The sequence below is a fragment of the Ruegeria sp. YKSD163 genome (assembly GCF_059612905.1).
On record NZ_JBXWRM010000019.1, the window covers coordinates 1 to 20,081 of the forward strand.

General features: G+C 66.0%; 17 protein-coding genes. 4 read left to right on the plus strand and 13 right to left on the minus strand.

The window, feature by feature from the left end; genetic code table 11:
- Positions 1-142 precede the first annotated feature (142 nt).
- Together nspC and speB are read left to right on the plus strand one after the other, a co-directional pair.
- Entirely contained in the window at positions 143-1,312 is a 1,170-nt protein-coding gene (nspC, locus tag AC2FNA_RS19705) for a carboxynorspermidine decarboxylase (RefSeq protein ID WP_496829461.1), read from the plus strand.
- The gene (gene speB / locus AC2FNA_RS19710) at positions 1,309-2,157 is read left to right on the plus strand and encodes an agmatinase (protein WP_496829463.1); all 849 of its coding nucleotides are present in this window, start codon (positions 1,309-1,311) and stop codon (positions 2,155-2,157) included. Before nspC ends, speB begins: the two co-directional genes overlap by 4 nt.
- On the opposite strand, the gene AC2FNA_RS19715 is transcribed toward speB, so the two are convergent.
- The 9 genes from AC2FNA_RS19715 to AC2FNA_RS19755 all read right to left on the minus strand — a co-directional run bounded on the left by AC2FNA_RS19715 (position 2,127) and on the right by AC2FNA_RS19755 (position 10,117).
- On the minus strand, positions 2,127-3,281 hold the full coding sequence (locus AC2FNA_RS19715) for an alpha-hydroxy acid oxidase (RefSeq protein ID WP_496829465.1): 1,155 nt from the start codon (positions 3,279-3,281) through the stop codon (positions 2,127-2,129). The two genes, speB and AC2FNA_RS19715, sit on opposite strands and share 31 nt — an antisense overlap.
- 40 nt (positions 3,282-3,321) lie before the next feature.
- Positions 3,322-3,726, minus strand: a complete 405-nt coding sequence (locus tag AC2FNA_RS19720) for a universal stress protein (protein ID WP_011046353.1) — start codon at positions 3,724-3,726, stop codon at positions 3,322-3,324.
- A gap of 12 nt (positions 3,727-3,738) precedes the next feature.
- Complete coding sequence (locus tag AC2FNA_RS19725; protein ID WP_496829467.1) at positions 3,739-4,728, minus strand: zinc-dependent alcohol dehydrogenase; 990 nt, start codon at positions 4,726-4,728, stop codon at positions 3,739-3,741.
- The gene (locus AC2FNA_RS19730) at positions 4,725-5,486 is read right to left on the minus strand and encodes an SDR family NAD(P)-dependent oxidoreductase (RefSeq protein WP_496829469.1); all 762 of its coding nucleotides are present in this window, start codon (positions 5,484-5,486) and stop codon (positions 4,725-4,727) included. The genes AC2FNA_RS19725 and AC2FNA_RS19730 overlap by 4 nt, the downstream gene beginning before the upstream one ends.
- The gene (gene hisD, locus AC2FNA_RS19735; protein WP_496829470.1) at positions 5,479-6,786 is read right to left on the minus strand and encodes a histidinol dehydrogenase; all 1,308 of its coding nucleotides are present in this window, start codon (positions 6,784-6,786) and stop codon (positions 5,479-5,481) included. The genes AC2FNA_RS19730 and hisD overlap by 8 nt, the downstream gene beginning before the upstream one ends.
- A 12-nt stretch (positions 6,787-6,798) precedes the next feature.
- Positions 6,799-8,127: a TRAP transporter large permease gene (locus tag AC2FNA_RS19740; RefSeq protein WP_496829472.1), complete on the minus strand. Its 1,329-nt coding sequence runs from the start codon at positions 8,125-8,127 to the stop codon at positions 6,799-6,801.
- Positions 8,128-8,137: 10 nt separating this feature from the next.
- Positions 8,138-8,680, minus strand: coding sequence for a TRAP transporter small permease (locus AC2FNA_RS19745; protein ID WP_496829474.1), 543 nt, complete (start codon positions 8,678-8,680; stop codon positions 8,138-8,140).
- A 79-nt stretch (positions 8,681-8,759) separates the two neighbouring features.
- Positions 8,760-9,905 carry a TRAP transporter substrate-binding protein gene (locus AC2FNA_RS19750; RefSeq protein ID WP_234142823.1) on the minus strand — a complete coding sequence of 382 codons (1,146 nt, stop codon included), beginning with the start codon at positions 9,903-9,905 and terminating at the stop codon, positions 8,760-8,762.
- A gap of 23 nt (positions 9,906-9,928) precedes the next feature.
- Positions 9,929-10,117, minus strand: a complete 189-nt coding sequence (locus tag AC2FNA_RS19755; protein WP_496829476.1) for a hypothetical protein — start codon at positions 10,115-10,117, stop codon at positions 9,929-9,931.
- Positions 10,118-10,270: 153 nt separating this feature from the next.
- Here AC2FNA_RS19755 and AC2FNA_RS19760 point away from each other — a divergent pair, with 153 nt between their 5' ends.
- The gene (locus AC2FNA_RS19760) at positions 10,271-11,299 is read left to right on the plus strand and encodes a LacI family DNA-binding transcriptional regulator (RefSeq protein WP_496829478.1); all 1,029 of its coding nucleotides are present in this window, start codon (positions 10,271-10,273) and stop codon (positions 11,297-11,299) included.
- 9 nt (positions 11,300-11,308) lie between these two features.
- Here the strand turns inward: AC2FNA_RS19760 and AC2FNA_RS19765 are convergent, their stop codons facing one another.
- The gene (locus AC2FNA_RS19765) at positions 11,309-14,527 is read right to left on the minus strand and encodes a reductive dehalogenase (protein WP_496829480.1); all 3,219 of its coding nucleotides are present in this window, start codon (positions 14,525-14,527) and stop codon (positions 11,309-11,311) included.
- A 75-nt stretch (positions 14,528-14,602) separates the two neighbouring features.
- Here AC2FNA_RS19765 and AC2FNA_RS19770 point away from each other — a divergent pair, with 75 nt between their 5' ends.
- On the plus strand, positions 14,603-15,514 hold the full coding sequence (locus AC2FNA_RS19770; RefSeq protein ID WP_234142820.1) for a LysR family transcriptional regulator: 912 nt from the start codon (positions 14,603-14,605) through the stop codon (positions 15,512-15,514).
- On the opposite strand, the gene AC2FNA_RS19775 is transcribed toward AC2FNA_RS19770, so the two are convergent.
- Genes AC2FNA_RS19775 through AC2FNA_RS19785 form a run of 3 tightly spaced genes read right to left on the minus strand, consistent with a single transcriptional unit; the run spans position 15,508 to position 20,055 of the window.
- The gene (locus AC2FNA_RS19775) at positions 15,508-16,785 is read right to left on the minus strand and encodes an NAD(P)/FAD-dependent oxidoreductase (RefSeq protein ID WP_496829482.1); all 1,278 of its coding nucleotides are present in this window, start codon (positions 16,783-16,785) and stop codon (positions 15,508-15,510) included. The two genes, AC2FNA_RS19770 and AC2FNA_RS19775, sit on opposite strands and share 7 nt — an antisense overlap.
- A 43-nt stretch (positions 16,786-16,828) precedes the next feature.
- Positions 16,829-17,866 carry an ACP S-malonyltransferase gene (locus AC2FNA_RS19780; RefSeq protein WP_496829484.1) on the minus strand — a complete coding sequence of 346 codons (1,038 nt, stop codon included), beginning with the start codon at positions 17,864-17,866 and terminating at the stop codon, positions 16,829-16,831.
- Complete coding sequence (locus AC2FNA_RS19785; protein ID WP_496829486.1) at positions 17,863-20,055, minus strand: dehydrogenase E1 component subunit alpha/beta; 2,193 nt, start codon at positions 20,053-20,055, stop codon at positions 17,863-17,865. Before AC2FNA_RS19785 ends, AC2FNA_RS19780 begins: the two co-directional genes overlap by 4 nt.
- Between the last annotated feature and the right edge of the window lie 26 nt (positions 20,056-20,081).

The window sequence follows — 20,081 nt, forward strand, 5'->3', positions numbered from 1 at the left end:
ACGAGGTCGCCATCGAACGGAACCTCAAGATCCTGCGCGACATCTCCGACCGCTCCGGCGCGCATGTGCTGTCGGCGCTCAAGGCGTTTTCCATGTTCGCCCTTGCGCCCCCCGGACGCTCAGCCTCAGGGAGACGCCGGATATGGCAGATGTGATGCAAACCCAGGCCGGTGACGCTGGCGCCTTTCGCCACTTTGACCTCTCCCGTGTGCCCACACCTTGTTTCGTGGTAGACGAGGTCGCCATCGAACGGAACCTCAAGATCCTGCGCGACATCTCCGACCGCTCCGGCGCGCATGTGCTGTCGGCGCTCAAGGCGTTTTCCATGTTCGCCCTTGCGCCCCTCGTGCGCCAATACCTCAGCGGCACCTGCGCCAGCGGCATATACGAGGCGCGGCTGGGGCGCGAGGAATACGGTGGCGAAGTCGCCACCTTCTGCGCCGGGTACAAGGAACAGGATATCGACGAGATCCTGTCGCTCAGCGATCACATCATCTTCAACAGCCCGGCGCAAAAGGATCGTTACCTGACCCGCGCACAGGCGGCGGGCGTTCAGGTGGGTCTCAGGATCAACCCCGAGCATTCCGAAGGCGAGATCCCGAAATACGATCCCTGCGCGCCCTGCTCGCGCCTCGGCACCCCGGTCAGCCAGCTGACGGCTGAGGCCTTAGAAGGGGTCGACGGGCTACACATGCACACGCTCTGCGAACAGGGGTTTGACCCGCTCGCGCGCACCTGGGCGGCGGTAGAGGTGAAGCTCGCCCCCTATCTGCCCGGCCTCAAATGGCTCAATTTCGGTGGCGGCCATCACATCACCCGCGCCGATTACGACCGCGACGCGCTGGTGCGCTTCATCAAGGGTATCCGGGAAAAACACGGGCTCGACGTCTATCTCGAACCCGGCGAGGCGGTGGCGCTGGATGCTGGTATCCTCGTCGGTGAAATCCTCGACCTGCCGACCAATGGCATGGACCTCGCCATCACCGATATCTCGGCCACCTGCCACATGCCCGACGTGATCGAGGCACCCTATCGCCCCGCCCTGATGGACGAGGCCGACAGCGGCCATACCTATCGCCTGGGCGGCCCCTCCTGCCTCGCCGGGGACGTGATCGGCGATTACACCTGGGACCAGCCGCTGACCATCGGCCAGCGCTTCGCCTTTCTCGATCAGGCGCATTATTCGATGGTCAAGACCAACACCTTCAACGGCGTGCCCCTGCCCACCATCGCGCTGTGGAACAGCGACACCGACGCGCTGCGCATCGTGCGCCAATTCGACTATTCCGACTTCAAGGAGCGCCTCTCATGAGCATCTTCCTCGACAGCGAACTCACCGCCGCCGAACGGGGTGAGGACGCCCGTTTCCGCATCATCCCGGTGCCGCTGGAAAGGACCGTCTCTTACGGTTCGGGCACGGCGGGGGGGCCCAGTGCGATCATCGAAGCGTCTAACGAGCTGGAACGCATTACAAACGGCGCCGAGCCCTGCGCGCAGGGCATCTTCACCGAACCGCCGCTCGACTGCGACGGCCCGCTGTCCGAGGTGATGGAGCGCCTCGCCCAGCGGACCGAGGCCGCCATCCGCGCAGGCCAAGTACCGGTCACGCTGGGGGGTGAACATTCGCTCAGCTTCGGCGCGGTGATGGGCGTAGCGCGCGCCCTGGGTCAGCCGCTGGGGCTTGTGCAGGTCGACGCCCATGCCGACCTGCGCATCGCCTATCAGGGCGAGAAACACTCTCATGCATCGGTCATGCATCTGCTCGCCGAGGAGGGCATTCGCCTGGCGCAATTCGGCGTCCGCGCCCTCTGCCAGCAGGAAATGGACGAGCGTGCCAAACACGGCGTGTTCTATAAGGATGCCGAGGAGCTGGTCACCGACAATATCCACGCCATCGACCTGCCCGAGGATTTCCCCGAGTTGGTCTATGTCAGTTTCGATGTCGACGGGCTGGACCCGGCCCAGATGCCCGCAACCGGCACGCCGGTGCCGGGCGGCCTCGGCTATTATCAGGCGCTGCATCTGGTCGAGAACGCGCTCAAGGGCCGCAAATGTGTTGGCCTTGACGTTGTGGAACTGGCGCCCGACGGCAATGCTGCGTGGGATTTCACCGCAGCGCAGATCGTCTATCGGCTGATGGCGGCCTCTACAGCCTGATCCCCGTTATCCGGTAGGGCACGTTCGCGCAGCGCGGCCATCTCGGTCAGGCCCAGCTGCGCCAATGTCAGGCTGACCTCCTGCGCCAGCACGTCCCACAGCTGGTGCAGCCCCGCCTCGCCCCCTGCCGCCATGGCATAAAGGAGCGGGCGGCCAAGGAACACGAAATCGGCCCCCATCGCATAGGCCTTGACCACATCCTCGCCGCTGCGGATGCCACTGTCGTAGAACAGCGGATAGCTGGGGCCGACCGCCTGCCGGATCGCGGCCAGCGCCTCGATCGCCGGGGGTGCTGCGTCCAGCTGACGGCAGCCATGGCTCGATACCTGGATCGCATCGGCGCCCAGCGCCTTGAGGCGCAGCGCATCCCCGGGATGCAGCACGCCCTTGACCACCAGCTTGCCGGGCCAGGCCGCGCGCAGGCGCTCGAAGGTCGTCCAATCGGCGGCGGCGCGGCTCTCGGTACGGTCGAAAACATAATCCCGCCCGTCGAAATTGGCCATCTGCGGCCGCCCCCGGATCAGCGTGGACAGGGACCAGCGCGGATGCAGCGCGAAATCGACGAATTGCCGGGGGCCGATGCGGAACGGCATCTTGAACCCGTGCCGCAGCTCGCGCGGGCGGCGGCCCACCTCGGGCACATCGACGGTCAGCACCAGCGTGCCGTATCCGGCCGCGCGGGCGCGCTCGACCAATTTCATGGTGCCGCTGCCATCGCCGCTGAAATAAAGCTGAAACCAGGCCATGCCGCCCGAGGCCTTGAGCAGGGTTTCCATGTCGGTCGAAGCCACGGTCGAGACGCCATGCGGCACCCGGTCCCGCGCTGCCAGCCGCGCCAGCATCAGATCGGCGCCGGGGGCGGACAGGTTGCACATGCCCATCGGGCTGATGCCAAAGGGGCGTACCGCCAGCTTGTCGAACAGCTGCACCCGCAGCTCGCGTCGGCTGACGTTGCGCAGCACCCGGGGCGTCAGGCGGATGTCCTGAATGGCCCGACGCGACAGCATCGAACCATGCTCCTCGCCGGCCGCGCCGTCGATATAGTCGAACACCATCCAGGGCAGGCGTTTGCGCGCCAGCCTGCGGGCGTCCTCGCTGGAATGAATGCCGGTCTGGCGCAGCATAATCTGAGCTCACTTTGTGGGGCGTCGGGCGGTACCCGCCCTAGCGCAGCACCATCACCGTGCAAGGTGCGTGGCGGACAACACGGGCGGCGGTGGTGCCCAGGAAATAGTCGCTGAGGCCGGGCCGGTGCGATCCCACGATGATCAGGTCGATGCCCATATCGGTGGCGTATTCGGTCAGCGCGCGGCTGGAATGACCGCTGAGCAACACCGGTTCGACCCCCGGCGCATCGGCCACGCGGGCGCGCAACCGCGCCTCGGCATCGGCGCGGGCCTTGGCCACCAGATCGGCGTCCAGATAGGCGCGGACCGCCGGGTTGGGCGGCTCGATCACGTGAACGGCGCGGATGCTGGCGCCCTCGGCGGCCAGCGCGCGGGCGGTTTCCAGCGCCCGCTCGCTGATCCCGTGTTCCAGCGACAGGGCAACAAGGATGCGGTGATACATGGCCTAACTCCTTTACGGTTCGGTGTCGGGAACCAGCAGGACCTTTGGTGCAGCCACCCGACCCGCGCGGATATCGGCAAAGGCCTCGGCGCCCTGTTCCAGAGGGCGCGACTCGGTCCAGTCGAGCGGGCCGAGACGGCCGTCAAAGATCGCCTGCGCGGTCTGGCGGAAATCCTCGGCGGTATAGGTATAGGTCCCAATAAAGGTGATCTCTTGCAGGGTCATCCGCCGGATATCGAGGCCACCGGTATCCTCGCCCAGGCCGATATGGCCGATCGCACCGCCGGGGCGGACATGGGCCGAGGCAGCGGCGCGGGTGGCGGCATAGCCCACCCCGTCGATCACCAGATCGTATTGCGACCCCTCTGGCGCAGCGTCGACCGCATGTTGGCCGCAACGGTCGCTCAGATAGGCGCGGCGGGCGGAGTTCGGTTCGACCACCGTCACCTGCGTCACGCCCTGCGCTGCAAGGCACAAAGCGGCGCCCAGCCCGATGGCCCCGCCACCCAGAACCAGCGCCGTGTCGCGCGCACCGGATAGCGCGGCCAGTGACAAGCGCACCGTGTGCCAGCCACAGGCGATGGGTTCGGCCAGTGCCGCCTTGGCCAGCGGGACGGGGTCAGGAACGGTCACCAGATTGCCCTCGGGCATCGCCACATATTCGGCAAAGCCGCCTTCGCGCGGGGGCATCGAGATGATCTGGCGCGTGGGGCAGAGGTTGTCGCGCCCCTCGCGACAAGCCGGGCAGGTGCCGCAGGTGACCAGCGGGTTCACGGTGACCCGCTCACCATCGCGCGGGCCACCTACGATCACACCGGCCACCTCGTGCCCCAGGATGAGCGGCGCCGGACGGCGCGCGTCATGGCCCAGATAGGCATGCATGTCCGAGCCGCAGATACCCACCTGCGCAATGCGGATCAGCTGTTCGCCCGGCCCCGCCACCGGGTCGGGCATCTCGCGCAGCGCAAGCGCTTCGGGGCCCGTGTAAACCAGCGCCTTCATTTCGCGGTATATCCTCCATCCACCATCAACACCTGACCGGTGACATAGGCCGAGGCCTCGGAGCAAAGGAACAACAGCGGCCCATCCAGGTCCTCGGGTTCACCATTGCGGCCGAGACAAGTCTGCGCGGCGTTACGCGCCGCGCGCTCGGGGTCGGCAAAGACAGGCGCCGTCAGCTCGGTACGGAAAAAACCCGGCCCCAGCGCGTTGGCGGTGATCCCATGCGGAGACCAGGCCTCGGCCATGGCGCGGGTCATCTGCGCCACGCCGCCCTTCGACGCGCCATAGGCGATGCCGCCGGGAAAGGCGCGGGTTGTCTGGAGCGAGGCAAAATTGACGATCCGGCCCCAACCGCGTGCCTTCATCCCCGAGACCAGATACTGGCTGAGGAAAAAGGGCACCGACAGGTTCAGGGTCAGGGTGATGTCCCACCCCTCGGGCGTGACCTCATCGGCGGTTTGCCGGGTGTTGATACCGGCGGCGTGGATCAGAATGTCGGGCGGGCCAAAGGGCGCTGCGACCTGCTGCGCCAGCCCCTCCAACCCGTCGCGGTCCGACAGGTCATAGGGAAGGGCATGGGTTTCGCCCCCCGCCTCGGCTTGCCATTCGGCCAGCGCGTCGGCGCGGCGGGCCACGCCCACCACCCGCGCGCCGGCCTGCGCCAGCACCGTCGCCGCGCGTCGGCCAAGGCCGGAACTGGCGCCGGTGACACAGGCCACCCGGCCCCGCACCGAGAAGAGATAGCCAGAGTCAGCCATTGGCGGTCAGGTCAAAGGTCTCGTCGGGAAAATATTTGGCCAACCGCACATCGGCGGCGCGGGCATGGCCCTCCATCCCCTCCAGCCGGGCGATGCGCGCAGTGGCCTCGGCAACGGGTTTATAGCCCTCGCGGGTGCCGCGCTGCCAGGTGACGATCTTCATGTATTTGTGCACGCTGAGCCCGCCGGTATAGCTGGCGGCGCCACTTGTCGGTAGCACATGGTTTGTGCCCGCCGCCTTGTCGCCATAGCTGACGGTGCTTTCCTCGCCCAGAAACAGCGATCCATAACAGCTGAGCCGGTCGAGCCACCAATCCAGATCCTCGGCCATCACCGTCAGGTGCTCGGGCGCATAGCGGTCCGAGGAGGCGGCCATCTCCTCGCGGTCAGCGCACAGGATCACCTCGGCATAGTCGCGCCATGCGGCGGCGGCATTGTCGCGGTTCACCTCGGGCAGGTCGGCGATATAGGCCGGGATCATCTCGATCACCTTTTCCGCCAGCGCGCGATCATCGGTCACCAGCCAGACCGGCGAGTTGTAGCCATGCTCGGCCTGGCTCACCAGATCGGTGGTCACGATATGCGGATCGGCGGTCTTGTCGGCCAGGATCAGGCTGTCGGTTGGGCCCGCAATCATGTCGATGCCGACGCGCCCGAACAGCATGCGCTTGGCCTCGGCCACGAACTGGTTGCCGGGGCCGACCAGGATTTTCGCCTTGGGCAGGCCAAACAGACCAAAGGCCATGGCCGCCACCCCCTGCACACCGCCGATTGCCATGATCGTGTCGGCGCCACAGATATGGGCGGCATAGACGATGGCAGGCGCCACGCCGACACCGGGACGCGGCGGCGAGCAGGCCATGATATGTTTGCAGCCCGCCACCTTGGCCGTGGTCACCGTCATGATCGCACTGGCGATATGGCTATAGCGCCCGCCGGGCACATAGCAGCCCGCCGCATCCACCGGGATCGCCTTTTGCCCGGTGATCACGCCCGGCACCACCTCGAGTTCGACATCGGTCAGCGTCGCCTTCTGCGTCTCGGCGAAGCGGCGCACATTGTCATGGGCAAAGCGGATATCGGCCTTGAGCTTTTCCGGCACCAGCGCGCAGGCGGCCTCGATCTCTGCGGGCGACAGGATGATGCTGCCCTCGTAGCGGTCGAACTTGGCGGCATAGTCCAGCGCGACCTGATCCCCGCCCGCCTCGATATCGGCGAGGATCGCGCGCACCGTCTCTTGCACATCCGAGGCATCGGATTTCGAGGTGAGCGAAGCTTTCTTGAGGTATTCGATGGTCATACCGGGGGCGTCCTATTTGTAGATATCGGGCAAGAGGGTGGTGGAGATGGCGGGCAGATAGGCGATGAGCAGCACCACCAGCAGCATGAACAAGACGAAGGGCACGGCGCGGGCGGCGATCTTGAGAATTGACTCGCCGGTGATGCCGGAGACCACGAACAGGTTCAGCCCCAGCGGCGGCGTGATGAATCCCACGCCCAGCGCGGTAATCATCATGATGCAGAACTGGATCTCGTTCATGCCGATATTGTCGGCCAGCGGCTTCAGGATCGGGGCAAGGATCACGATATTGGGCGTCGTCTCCATGACGCAGCCCGCCGCGATCAGGATGCCGATCATGAGCAGGATCAACAGCCAGGGTTCGTCGGTCATGCCGGTGACGGCGGCGACAAATCCCTGCGGCACACCCATGATCGCCAGCGCCTCGGCCAGGGGGGCGGAAAAGGCGATGATCGGCAGGATCACCCCGTTCACCTTGGCCGAACTGACCAGCATCGCCGGGAAGTCGGACAGCGACAGGGTACGCAGGATGAAGCCCATCAGGATGGTGACGACAACAGCGGTGGCGCCCGCCTCGGTCGGCGTCAGCCGGCCCGAGAAGATGCCGTAAAAGATGATGCCCGGCACGATAAAGGCATACCAGCCCGATTTCAGCGCCCGGCCCAGATTGCCCAGGTATTCGGAGGCCGAGATATTGCCGCCGCCCTCCCAGCCGTTGATGCGGTTCATCACCACATTGGTGACTAGGATCGAGATCAGGATGCACAGGCCCGGAATGAGCGCGGCCAGAAACAAGGTCGAGGCCGAGATACCCAGTACGAGGCCGATGATGATATAGGCGATCGAAGGCGGAATCAGGATGCCGGTACAGGCCCCTGCCGCCACCAGCGCGCAGGCATAGGGCCGGGGATAGCCCGACTCGACCAGCCGGTCGATGGTCATCCGGCCCACGGCGGCTGCCCCCGCAGCATCCGAACCCGAGATGGCCGCAAACATGCCGCAGACCAGCACCGTGGCCGAGCCGAAACCGCCCTTGGCGAATTGCGTCAGCGCCTCGGCCACGTCCAGGAACTTGCGGGAAAGCCCTGTGCGCACCAGCACGTCGCCGGTCAGGATGAACAGCGGCACCGCTGTCAGGGCAAAGGCGTCGATACCGGTGAACAGGCTCTCGCCAACCGCGCTCAGCGGCATGTCCCCCGACATGATCAACATGGTGATCGCCGCCGCCCCGATGGCGGCCCAGACCGGCACCGCCAACGCGATGAGGCCCACGAACATGATCACCGGCAGGTAGAAATCCCAGCCCAGTTCAACCGTCTGGTTGAGGGTGTTCCAAAGCATGACCGTCCCCTCAATCGAACAGTTTGTCGCCCTCGTAGACGGGCGTGCCGTCACGAAGGCTGCGCAGGTCGCGCAGGAAGGATTGCACCAGTCGCAGGATCATCAGCGAAAAACCGACCGGCACCGCCATCAGGAACCACACCATCGAGATGCGCAGGCCGTGACTGACCGAACCGAACTTGGCCGAGACCAGCACCGTCTCGAACGACCAGTAAAGCGCGATCACCGCCACCACGAACATCACCAGATCGCCAAAGATATAGAGCAGTGCCTTGGCGCGGCGGCCCAGGTAATGCATCAGCACGTCAATGCGGATATGGCCGCGCTCCTTCACCGCCGAGGCGGCGCCGATCCAGGCGAGGTAGATGAAGGAATAGCGCACGATCTCCTCTCCCCAGATCGAGGAATAGGCGAAGATCTCGCGCCGCAGCACCTCGATGGCCATGGTGACGACAAGCATCACGTAGAAGACCAGCAGCGCCCAGCGCTCGGCATTCCGGTTCAGGGCATTCAGGATAGGGGTCACGTGTCCCTCCCTCCGGGCGAGGGGCATCCGTTGCCGGAGGCCCGGTTGATGGCGTCATGCGGGTAAGGAAAGGGCCGGCGCCGTCCCAGGCGCCGGCCGGTGCCGATCAGGCGTCGTGCACGTAGTAGCGGCCCATGGTGCCGGCGGCCTCTTCAAGGCGGGCAAAGGCATCCATCGACCCGGCCAGTTCGGTCTTGAAGCTGTCCCATTCCGAGCGCTGATAGCCGCCGGTCGCCTGCCATTCGGCCAGCTGGTCGGCGGACAGCGAATGGAACTCGACCCCGGATTTGGTCAGTTCCGACATCGCATAGGCGCGTGCCGCGGGCACCTTGGCCAGGTTCTGCTGCGAGGTGACCTCGCCCGCGAACATGATGCCTTCCTGCACGTCTGCCGGAAGCCCGTTGAACCATTCCAGGTTCATCGAGAATACCTGGCTGTCGGGCACCGCCTGGGTAAAGGTCACATGGCTCAGGATATCCTTGAACCCAAAGACGTAAAGCGCGCCGACCGACGGGTCGAGCGCATCGGCAACACCCTGCTTGATCGCCGAGGGCGTCTCGCCCCAGGCCACCGGCGTCGGGTTGGCGCCGACCATCCGGTAATACTGTTGCAGCATCTTCGAGCCGGGCACGCGGAACTTTACGCCTGCCAGATCGCCCGGCGTGATCACCGCGTTGCCACCCTTGCGCACGGCCACGACGCGCGGGTCGATCACGATGTAGAACAGCGCCTTGAAGCCCGCGGCCTCGACCTTGGGATGCACTTCGGACTTCCAGGCATCTGACGACACGAGGTTGGTGAACCGCTGGTTCGAACCACAGAAATACGGCATGTTGATCAGGTCGACGGCGCTTGCAAAGGGGGCAAAATTCGACAGCGAGTGCTGCGCCGCCTGGATGGTGCCGCCCTGCACCTTTTGCACCAGCGCGCCACCGGCGCCCAGCTGGCCGCCCGGCGCCAGTTTCACATAGACCTTGCCGTTGGTGGCGTTCTGGATGTTCTCCTTGAGGTCCAGCTGCATGATCGGATAGCTGCGCGACGCGCCCAGCACATAGGCCGTCGCCACCGTCATCACATGCGATGCGGCGGCTTCACGTTCCTTCTCTTCCTTGGCGGTCTGCGCTGCGGCCTCGGTCGACCACAGGGTCCCCGCCGCACCGGCCACCATGGCGGCGGTAAAGCTGCCGCTGCCGGCCAGTTTCAGAAAGTTGCGGCGTGTCGCGGACGCAAGTCCGGTCCGGTCGTCTTTCATGTATTTCCTCCCATTTGGACAGATCAGGGCCGCTGGTTTGTCTTTCTCTTCGCTGCGGCTTCCCGTTGCAGAATGGCCACCACAAACGCGATTGCGGTGGCGAACAGAACCAGCATTTCACCAACATCCCCCAGCATCGGCCCGACCCCGACAGAGCCAAGTCCCACATTCAGGGCAAACAGGGCAAAGAGTGCGGCCGAGATCAAAAGCATCGGGTCCTCCGGATGGGCAAAAACACGATTCGCCTCCGCAATGTAAGCGCTTACATTTGACGATGCAAGCGCTTACACGCTATGCTGTCCTCGGCGACTGGGGTATCGGAGCATACTGCCCGCCTCTTTCAACCAAACACGGACCTGCACGTCATGACCGCGCCGAGCACACAGCCCACCCCGACCCTGGCCGATGTGGCCCGGCGGGCAGGTGTGTCGACGGCGACGGTCTCGCGCTGTCTGAACACGCCCGACCGGGTGATCGAAGAGACCCGCAACCGGGTGCTGGAGGCGGTGCGAGAGCTTGGCTATTCGCCCAATTTCGGCGCCCGCGCCCTGGCCGCGAAACGCACCAACACGATCGGCGCCGTGATCCCGACCATGGAAAACGCGATCTTTGCCCGCGGTCTGCAGGCCTTTCAGGAGGAACTGCGGCTCAAGGGGATAACGCTGCTGGTGGCCTCCTCCTCGTATCGCGCCGATCTGGAAGAAGAGCAGATCCGCACCCTGGTGGCGCGCGGCGCCGACGGGTTGTTCCTGATCGGCGCCCATCGCGATCCGGCGCTTTACGACTTTCTCAACCGGCGGGGCATCCCGACACTGGCTGCCTGGGTGCATGACTCGGACGCGCCGGTTCCCACGATCGGTTTCGACAATCACGCCGCAATGCTGGACCTGGCCCGCGAGGTCATCGCACGCGGCCACCGCCGGATCGGCGTGATCAGCGCCGAACAGGCCAGCAACGACCGCGCCCGCGCCCGGGTGGCCGCGATCCGCGCCGCCATGGCCGAGGCGGGGCTCGGCGCCGATACGCTCAGCCTGGTGGAAACCGCCTATGGCATCGACGAGGGGGCTGCCGCCTTCGACATCCTGATGCAGCGCACGCCCCGTCCCAGCGTGGTGATGTGCGGCAACGATGTGCTGGCGGTGGGTGCCATGGGTCGGGCCAAGGAAACGGGCTATGACGTGCCCGGCGATGTCTCAATCACCGGGTTCGACGATATCGAACTGGCCAAGGTATGCAGCCCGGGCCTGACCACGGTGCATGTACCGCATCGCCAGATGGGCACCCAAGCCGCACAGGCACTGGTCGCCATGGTGGCCGAAGGCGCGCCGGGCAAAGGGCAGCGCTTGGACACCTATGTGGTGCTGCGCGGTTCGCTGGCGCCGCGGCGCGCCTAGGCCGCAAGATCAGAGGTCGATTTCGACCACCCCGCCCGGCTCTGCCGCGCGGGACTGGCACAGGATGATCGCGCCCTCGCGCTGCTTCCCGGACAGCACGAAATCGCGATGTTCGACCGCGCCCGAGATCAGCCCGCATTTGCAGACGCCGCAGATCCCGTCCGAGCATTTGACGTCGATATGGATCCCGTTCTCGTTCAGTACCTGCGCGGCATCCTTGTCCGCGGGCACGGCGATTTCGCGCCCTGACTGGGTGAGTTTCAGCGTAAAGGGGTGGTTTTCATACGCGGGCTGTTCAGGGACCGAAAAATACTCCAGATGCCGGGCCTCTTCCGGGAAACCCTGCCGTTCGGCCGCCTGCATCACCCCATCCATATAGCGATCGGGACCGCAGGTATAAACGTGCCAGCCGGGCCGATACCCCGCCAGAACCGTATCCAGATCGGCGCGCGACCCCTCATCCGAGACATGCAACTGCACATGATGGGCCCAGGGCATCGCGCCAAGATCCTCGAGATATCCGGCGCTGGCGCGGCTGGGGACGGAATAATGCAGCTCGAACTCGGCCCCCAGCGCGTGCAAGCGGTGGGCAAAGGCGATCATCGGGGTGATGCCGATGCCACCGCCCATCAGGAATGTGCGCGTCGCGCGCTCCTCCAGTTCGAAGTGATTGATCGGTTTCGAGATGAATACCCGCCGGCCCGGCGTAAAGATGCGATGCATCAGCCTTGAGCCGCCCCGCCCCGCATCCTCGCGCAGCACCCCGATCTGATAGGTGGCGCGGTCCTCCGGGTCGCCCGACATCGAATACTGACGCAGGAACTCGGGCGCGACCAGCACATCCAGATGCGCGCCCGCCGTCCATTCGGGCAGCGGCGCGCCGTCTGGGGCGGCAAACTCGTATTTGGTGATCTCAGCCGTCATCTTCTCGGCCCGCGTCACCTCGACCCGGATCACTGGCGCACTGTCCGCATCGGGTACGGTATAACGATGCACCATCGACCGGTCGCCAGATGCCAGCCGCGCCCGGTATTCGTCGGCGCTGATCATCGCCTGATAGGCGGCGATCCCCGCCTCACGGTCCATCGGAAACGGATAGGGCCAGGGGTGCGGCGCCAGCGGCGCGGGATAGACGGCCAGCGTCTGATCCTCGTATTTCAGGTCCAAGTCCCGTTGCAGGCCGCGCCGGTTCACTGGTCCGGCGGTCGGGCGATAGGCGCCATCGGGCTGCAACTCGATATCCCACCACCATCTCTTGACCTCGTTCAGCCCACCATGGCCCAGCGCATCGTCGAGCCGCGCCAGCGCCGGGGCCGCCGCCGGGATCGTCATCGCCGCCCAGCGAAAGGGGCGTTCGGCAAACAACCCTTCGAGGTTCCACGGGCAGGTCTTCATGCAGCGCCCGCACATGGCACCGCCCTGGGTGGTGATGCGATAGGTGGCGCATTTCTGACTGTCAGATTTCCAGATCTCGTAGCCGTTGAACATCCGCTTGGGCCCGGCGGTGATCGCCCCCGAAGGGCATTCGCGGGCGCATTTGTTGCAGGCCTCGCAGAACCGTTGCAGACCAAAGTCGATGGGCTTGTCATGGCTCATCGGCATGTCGGTGGTCACCGCCCCCGATTTCAGGCGCGGACCCAGGAACGGGTTCAGGATCACTTCGCCGATGCGGCTGACCTCGCCCAAACCCGACAGCAGCAGGAGCGGCGGTTGCAATACCTCGCCATCCATCACCGTATGGGCCTTGGCCTTGTAACCCAGATTGCGGATCTGCTGCGCGATCACACCCCCCAACAGCGAAAAGCGCAAGTAAGCGCGCATGGATTGCGCCACCGCGATCCAGTCGTCGCCGCTCGACCCTTCCATCGTCTCATAGCCCTGATCGACGATCATGCTGATCGCCTGATCATGCGGCGGGGTAAGTGCCTCGCCGGTGGCGTCATGGCTGTACCAGGCCCAGGTCGGGCAGCGGCTGAGGCCGACGGCGTCGATGCCCAGGAAATAGCTCGCCGCCTTGAGGTTGGCGGCATTGCGGCGCGGATCGACCGGGCGGGGCACATCGGCGCTGTCGCCATCCTGAAGCAAGACGAACGCCCCCAGCGCCCGCCGCTGGGCAAAGCTGGGCGCCGCCTTGCGCACATAGTGACCGCCCTTGGCCCCCTCTTGCAGGGCCTTGCCCATATCGCCGAACTGGGCGCGGGCAAACATGTCGGCGCGTTTGGGAACACGGGCCACATTAGCCTCGTCGATATAGGTGGTGGGGGTCTCGACCCGGTGCAGCCGCTCGAACGGGTGTGCCCCGTCCACATAGCGCCGCCGGGCATAGGGGTCGCGGTTCAGCCCGCTTTTGGCGAACCCCTTGCCCAGCCACCAGGCCGGGCCGCGTGTGGCGGCCCAGGACTGCGCGGCCAGTGGCGTCAAGGGGCGGTCGTGGGCCAGTTCCATTTCGGTGGTGACGGCGGCCAGGCCAAAACGGCGCCCCAGCCAGGGCGCGGCCAGTTGCCCGCCTTCAAGCGTCACCAGCCCCGCCGCCAGCGCCAGCCGCCCCAGATCGACATCGCTTGACATGGCGGTATGCGCCCGCGCGTCATAGCCCAGAAGGCGGATGTAATTGGCGATCACCACCGCGTTTTCGCTGGCAAGCAGACAGGCGCGATGGTCCTGCGCGTCCCTTATCCACTCTGTTCCCGGTTCGTCCGCCTCGGGGTCGCGGTGATGTTCGTAGAGAAAGACAAGCGCGTGCCGGTGCCCCTCGATCGGGCGTGGCGGCGCCTCCATGCTCTCCTTGAGGTCGGCCATGATCACGTCGATACCCGAGGCCAGCGTCTTGGTCTGCCGGGTCCGCAGCGCCTCGGCCAGCCGGTCGATATCGGGGTTGCGTCGGGGTGCCGGCAACAGCGCCCCGGACGGCAAGGGTCCGCAACCCATCATCGAGGCATCGTTGAAATACCCAAACGCTTTCAGATGGTTGGCGCGCTCCTGTGGATCGGAAGGGATCTCGGCGCGGGCCGGGTTGACCAGCCCGTCGCGGATCGCATCCAGCATCGCCTGAAACTCGCCCATCGCGTTGACGATGCTCTCGGGCCGCTCGGGCCGGTGAAAGCTGAGCACAGGCATTTGCGGAACGCCAGCCAGATCCGCCACGCCATCGCGCCGGGCGAGCCGCTCCAGCGGATAGGGACCCATATGAACGGGCCTATCGCGGTCCGAGAAAAAGCGAATACCCATCCGGCGCCTCCTGAATGCCCGTCCGGCGTAACGTGGAATGGACAGTAAAACCATTCATGTTTAGTCATAAATCTCATGAACAAATTCGATTTCACCGATCTCGATGGCAAGGTGCTGCGCTGCTTTCTGGTCATCCTCGAGGAAAGCTCGGTCTCGCGCGCGGCCGACCGGCTGGGCGTCACCCAATCGGCGGTCAGCCATACGCTGGCCAAGCTGCGCGCGGTGCTGGGTGATCCGCTGTTCGTACGCTCGGGCCAGGGGTTGACGCCCACCGAACGGGCACTGTCCCTGCGCGAACCGGTGCAGCGGGTGCTCGACGGGATCAAGTCGCTGACCGATGCCCGCCCCTTTGACCCGCTGGGCGAAGCGATGCATTTCGACATCGCCGCCAACGACCTGCAACGCGAGCTGATCTTTCCCGAACTGTTGCACCGCGCCCGTTCCGAAGGAGTACGGCTGAGCCTTGGCTTCGTCCCCTCGGGCGTGCCCGATCCGGCCCTGTTGCGCAGCGACCGCTGCCAGCTGGTGCTGACGCCGCTGCCGCCGGATGGGCCCGATATCTATCAGCGGCACCTGTTCACCAGCCCGTTGCAAATCTACTATGACGCCAGTCATCGCAGCCCGCCCGACAGCTGGCAGAGCTATTGTGCCGCCGAACATGTCGAGGTGCGATTCAGCGACGGACGCAGCGCCAATGTGGTGATGCGCGGCGTGGATCAAAGCCAGATACGCCCACCCACGGTGATTTTACCACATTTCGGCGCCATCCCCGCCTTTGTCAAAGGCAGTGACCTGATCTCGACCGATACCACGCTGATGAAACTGGGGCCGCTGGCGGCGCTGGATTGCGCGCCGCTGCCCTTTGCCTGCGATCCGGTGTCGATCTACATGGTCTGGCACGAACGCTCGACCGCGGATCCGGCCCATCGCTGGCTGCGCGCCCGGGTCGAGGCAATCGCCGCCCGGCTGCAACGCGGCGCTCAGTAGCCCACGCGCGCCCGGATCAGGTGCATCAGCGTGGCGCCGGTTTCCACATAGGCCTGTTGCAGGGTGGTCCAGCGCTCGGCATGGTTGTCGATGGCGGGGATCGGCAGGTTGGTCTCGTCACCACTCAGCAGCGCCTCGGCCATGGCCTTGCCGAACAGGGTGCCCGGCCCGATGCCGCGCCCGGAATAGCCATGCGCCGCCAGCGCGCCGGGGCCGGGGCGGGTGATCTTGGGGATGTGATCGCCGGTCATCGCGATGCGCCCATGCCAGCTGGTGACCAGCGGTTGCCCTGACAAGGCGGGATAGAGCTGCGCCAGCTTGCGCCGCACCCAGGCCCGGTGGATGCCGCTGGCCGGATGGTCCAGCGCCCCCATGCCGCCGATGATCATCCGCCCCGCCCGGTCCAGCCGGAACGAGGTCATGATCAACCCGGTATCCCAACACCCCTCGCCGCCCGGCAGGATCGCGGCACGGATCTTCTCCGGCAGCGGATCGGTAGCATATTGGAAATAGTGCACCGGCACATGGGCGGGCTTTCGTCGGGCCAATCCCCGGTGATAGGCGTTGGTGGCCTGGATCAGCTTGCCCGCGCGGATGCTGCCGCCGGGCGTGCGCACCTGCCAGACCCCGTCTTTGTGTTCCACCTCCAACGCCGGGCTTTGCCCATGCAGCTGCGCGCCTGCCGCCTGCGCGGCGCGGGCCAGCCCGCAGGCATAGGCCAGCGGCTGGATGGTGCCCGCGCGCGGATCATAAATCGCGCCACAAAAGGCGCCGGACCCGGTGCGGCGGGCGGCGTCCTCGGCCGAGAGCAGTTCGACAGGCGCCCCGCTGGCGGTCAGTTGCGCGTGACGCCGTTTCAGATCTGCCAGACCCGAGGGGGAATGCGCGCAATGCAGCGTGCCGCCCCGCACCGGCTCGCAGGCGATGCCGTGCCGGTCGATCAGATCGAACACCAGCCCCGGCGCCCCGGCCAGCAGCGCGATCAGCCGGTCGCCCGCCACGTTGCCCAGATGGGCGCGGATCTCGTCGGGTGGCAGCCACAGACCCGCATTGGCCAGCCCGACATTACGGCCCGAGCCGCCATGGCCCGGCGCCTCAGCCTCGACCAGGCGCACATCGGCGCCTTGCTCCGCGGCGTGGAGCGCCGCAGACAGCCCGGTATAGCCGCCGCCGATCACCACCAGATCGGCGGTCACATCCCCCGCCAGCGGCGGCGCGGTGACCTGTTCGGCAGAGGTCAGATGCCAGAGATTGCGGGTTTTGTCCGACATGACCAGGTCTCGTCTGCAAGAGGGATATCTATGTCTTAGGCGCTCAGGCGGCGGTGACAAGCCCGCGTTGATCCTCGCGCCCCATCGCCATCAGCAAGGGCGCCTCGGCCTGCCGTGCCTGAAACGTCGCCTTATCGCTCATGCCACGCCAATTTGCCAGCACCAGGGATTGCGCCACAGCACCGCCAAGCGTGGCGCCGGGGCCGGTGACGATAAAGAGGTCAGGGGCAAACTCGCGCGCGGCGGTCTGCACGGCGCGGGTGAAGTCATAAGGCTCGGTCACCTGATGGCCCAGCGTATAGTCCCATAGCGCCGCAGTGTCGGTGGCGCCCGGCCACCAGATCTTGCCGCGCCCGTCGATCATCGGGTGGGTGGGTTGAGTGAACAGGTCGGCGCCCAGACGTTGCCGCCCCTCAGCGGCAACCGGTGCCTGCAAGCGGGTGTGAAAGGCGGCGTGATTGGCCAGCCGCATCGGGAAGCGTTCCTGCGCTACTGGCTGCGCCGCCTCGAAGGCTGACAGACCGGCCTCATTACCCGCGAGTACCAGCATGCCCCCCAGGTCAATGGACAGCGCCAAGTCATGCCCCGGCATCGAGTCGATCAGGGCCACATCCGCCAACAGCGCCGCCTTGCGCGCGGGATCGTCCGCCCAATCCTCACCAGTGAACGGATAGACCAGTTGACCGCCGATCAGCCGTTCCTGCATCAGCGTACCCATGGTGTTGACCACGCGAAAACCATTCTCAGGACTCAGTGCCCCTGCAGCGGCCAGCGCGATATACCAGCCCATCGAGTTGCCTGTGACGGCGACCACCTCGATATCCTCGGCCAGCGCCTGAGCATCTGCCAGCGCGGCGGCATAGATCAGCGGCGAGGCCACATCGCCGCGCGAGTATTTGCCGACCGTATAGCGCTCGGCCCCGTCCAGCGCGGTCACCGCCTCTTGCCCGGCCTCGGCGCGGATGGCGTCAAAGGCGCGAAACATGTCCATCCGGGCGCCGTGGTGGCGATGCAGATAGCCTAGTTCAGGCTTGTTATAGGTGCCCCGGCCGGGGCAGATCACGACAGCGGTACGGGTCATTTTACAGCTCCGGTCAGGGACAGCGCGGCGGCGACGATGCCGTCCCTGGACGGCAGCGGGGCGGCATAGGCCGGGCCGGTGGCAATGAAGCAATCCTCGGCCACCACGCGGGCGGTCGAGGTGGCGCGACTTTCTTCGCAGAAGAAAGTCATCAGCGCCTCGGATTGGCTGCCGGTGCGGCGGCATTCGTCGACGATCAGCACGTGTTTGCACGCGCGCGTAGCCGCGCGCAGCGCCTCGATGGGCAGCGGCGCCAGCCAACGCAGGTCGATGATCCTTGCCTTGACCCCCGCCGCCTCAATCTCGGGCAGCGCCTGTTGCGACAGGTAATGACCATTGCCATAGGTGACGATGGCCAGGTCGGTGCCGTCCCCATGCACCCCGACCTCGCCCAGCGCGATGCGCCGGTCGGGCGAGGGATAGGGGGTCATCCAGCCGCCATCCTGCACCCCGTGCAGATCGCGCATCGGATAGAGCGCAATGGGTTCCAGGAACACCACCACCCGCTGCTCCTCGCGCGCCAGCCGCACGCTTTCGCGCAGCATCTGTGCCGCATCTTCCCCCGTCGAGGGGCAGGCGATGATCACGCCGGGAATGTCGCGCAGCACCGCCAGCGAGTTGTCATTGTGGAAATGCCCGCCGAACCCCTTCTGATACCCCAGCCCCGCGATGCGCAGCACCATCGGGTTGGTGAACTGCCCGTTCGAGAAGAACGGCAGCGTCGCCGCCTCGCCCCGGATCTGATCCTCGGCATTGTGCAGATAGGCCAAGAACTGGATCTCGGGGATCGGCAGGAACCCGTTATGCCCCATGCCGATGGCCAGCCCCAGGATGGATTGCTCGTCCAGAAGCGTGTCGATCATCCGGTCGGGGCCGAACCGTTGCTGCAATTTCTGGGTCACGCCATAGACGCCCCCCTTGCGGCCCACATCCTCGCCCATGCAGACGATTTCGCCATGTTCCAGCATCAGATCGGTCAGCGCCCAGTTGATCAGGCGGCTCATCGGCTGCGGCTCGTCCATGGCGCGCATGTCACCGCCAAAGGTGGCGGCCCGCGCCTCGGCGCTGGGTCCGTTCGTCGGTTTGCAGTCCCGTTTCGTCGGGATCAGGCTGGCCGCCACCTCAGCCGCACTGGCAAGGTGCGGGCGGGTCGCGGCGTCGGCCGCGATGCGGTCGGTGCGGGCGCAGGTCTGTTCATAGATCGCCAGCGCCTCCTCCTGTGTCAGCGCGCCGTCCTCGGCGAGCAGCCGCACGCTGTGCAGCAGCGGGTCCATGGCCTCTTCCGCCTCGACCTCGGCGCGGGTCAGATAGGTGGTCGGCACATCCGCCCCCGCATGGCCATAAAGCCGCACGGTTTTGAGATGCAGGAACGCAGGCTTGCGCCGGGTACGGACATACTCGGCGGCCTCTTGCGCCACGACATAGGTCTCGTAGATATCCAGCCCGTTGGCCTGGAAATAGCGGATACCGGGCCGATGCTCCATCGAAGCCTGGATCCAGCCCTTGGGCGTCTTGGTCGAGATACCGATCCCGTTATCCTCGCAGACAAAGAGCAGCGGCAGCGGGATCGACTGCACGCTGGTCCAGCCCGCCGTGTTGATCGCGCCCTGCGCCGTGGAATGGTTGGCCGATGCATCCCCGAAGGAACACATGGCAATTCCGTCCTCGGGCAGCATGCGGTGTTCCGGCGGATGCCGCCGCGCCGCGCCCAAGCTATAGGCCGCGCCCACCGCCTTGGGCAGGTGGCTGGCGATGGTCGAGGTCTGCGGCGGGATCATCAGCGCCCTTGATCCCAGCACCTTGTGCCGCCCACCCGAGGTGGGATCTTCCTTCGAACAGGCAAAGCTGAGCAGCATGTCCCAGGCGATCTGCTGACCCGGCACCTGTTCGGCCCGCGCGATCTGAAACGCCGCATCGCGGTAATGCAGAAAGGCGATGTCGGTCGGGCGAAGGGCCTGCGCCACCGCCGCCATCCCCTCGTGCCCGGACGAGCCGATGGTATAGAACCCCTGCCCCGCTTTCTGCATCGCCCGGCTGGTCCGATCGAGCGCGCGGCTGAGCACCTGCGAGCGGAACAGTGACACCGCCTGCGCCTGCGACAGGCCCGGGCGCGGCGGTGCGCCCCGCGGCAGGTCACCCGCAGCCACGCGGCTGAGGAAGTTCTCATGTACGATCTGGGCGCGGTCCATGGCTCGGCCTTCTGTTATGCTTGGGG

What these genes read in the sequence shown, in the direction of transcription:
- nspC (WP_496829461.1), top strand. Translation starts at nt 143, where the DNA reads ATGGCAGATGTGATGCAAACCCAGGCCGGTGACGCTGGCGCCTTTCGC.
- speB (WP_496829463.1), top strand. Translation starts at nt 1,309, where the DNA reads ATGAGCATCTTCCTCGACAGCGAACTCACCGCCGCCGAACGGGGTGAG.
- AC2FNA_RS19715 (WP_496829465.1), bottom strand. Translation starts at nt 3,281, where the DNA reads ATGCTGCGCCAGACCGGCATTCATTCCAGCGAGGACGCCCGCAGGCTG.
- AC2FNA_RS19720 (WP_011046353.1), bottom strand. Translation starts at nt 3,726, where the DNA reads ATGTATCACCGCATCCTTGTTGCCCTGTCGCTGGAACACGGGATCAGC.
- AC2FNA_RS19725 (WP_496829467.1), bottom strand. Translation starts at nt 4,728, where the DNA reads ATGAAGGCGCTGGTTTACACGGGCCCCGAAGCGCTTGCGCTGCGCGAG.
- AC2FNA_RS19730 (WP_496829469.1), bottom strand. Translation starts at nt 5,486, where the DNA reads ATGGCTGACTCTGGCTATCTCTTCTCGGTGCGGGGCCGGGTGGCCTGT.
- hisD (WP_496829470.1), bottom strand. Translation starts at nt 6,786, where the DNA reads ATGACCATCGAATACCTCAAGAAAGCTTCGCTCACCTCGAAATCCGAT.
- AC2FNA_RS19740 (WP_496829472.1), bottom strand. Translation starts at nt 8,127, where the DNA reads ATGCTTTGGAACACCCTCAACCAGACGGTTGAACTGGGCTGGGATTTC.
- AC2FNA_RS19745 (WP_496829474.1), bottom strand. Translation starts at nt 8,680, where the DNA reads ATGCCCCTCGCCCGGAGGGAGGGACACGTGACCCCTATCCTGAATGCC.
- AC2FNA_RS19750 (WP_234142823.1), bottom strand. Translation starts at nt 9,905, where the DNA reads ATGAAAGACGACCGGACCGGACTTGCGTCCGCGACACGCCGCAACTTT.
- AC2FNA_RS19755 (WP_496829476.1), bottom strand. Translation starts at nt 10,117, where the DNA reads ATGCTTTTGATCTCGGCCGCACTCTTTGCCCTGTTTGCCCTGAATGTG.
- AC2FNA_RS19760 (WP_496829478.1), top strand. Translation starts at nt 10,271, where the DNA reads ATGACCGCGCCGAGCACACAGCCCACCCCGACCCTGGCCGATGTGGCC.
- AC2FNA_RS19765 (WP_496829480.1), bottom strand. Translation starts at nt 14,527, where the DNA reads ATGGGTATTCGCTTTTTCTCGGACCGCGATAGGCCCGTTCATATGGGT.
- AC2FNA_RS19770 (WP_234142820.1), top strand. Translation starts at nt 14,603, where the DNA reads ATGAACAAATTCGATTTCACCGATCTCGATGGCAAGGTGCTGCGCTGC.
- AC2FNA_RS19775 (WP_496829482.1), bottom strand. Translation starts at nt 16,785, where the DNA reads ATGTCGGACAAAACCCGCAATCTCTGGCATCTGACCTCTGCCGAACAG.
- AC2FNA_RS19780 (WP_496829484.1), bottom strand. Translation starts at nt 17,866, where the DNA reads ATGACCCGTACCGCTGTCGTGATCTGCCCCGGCCGGGGCACCTATAAC.
- AC2FNA_RS19785 (WP_496829486.1), bottom strand. Translation starts at nt 20,055, where the DNA reads ATGGACCGCGCCCAGATCGTACATGAGAACTTCCTCAGCCGCGTGGCT.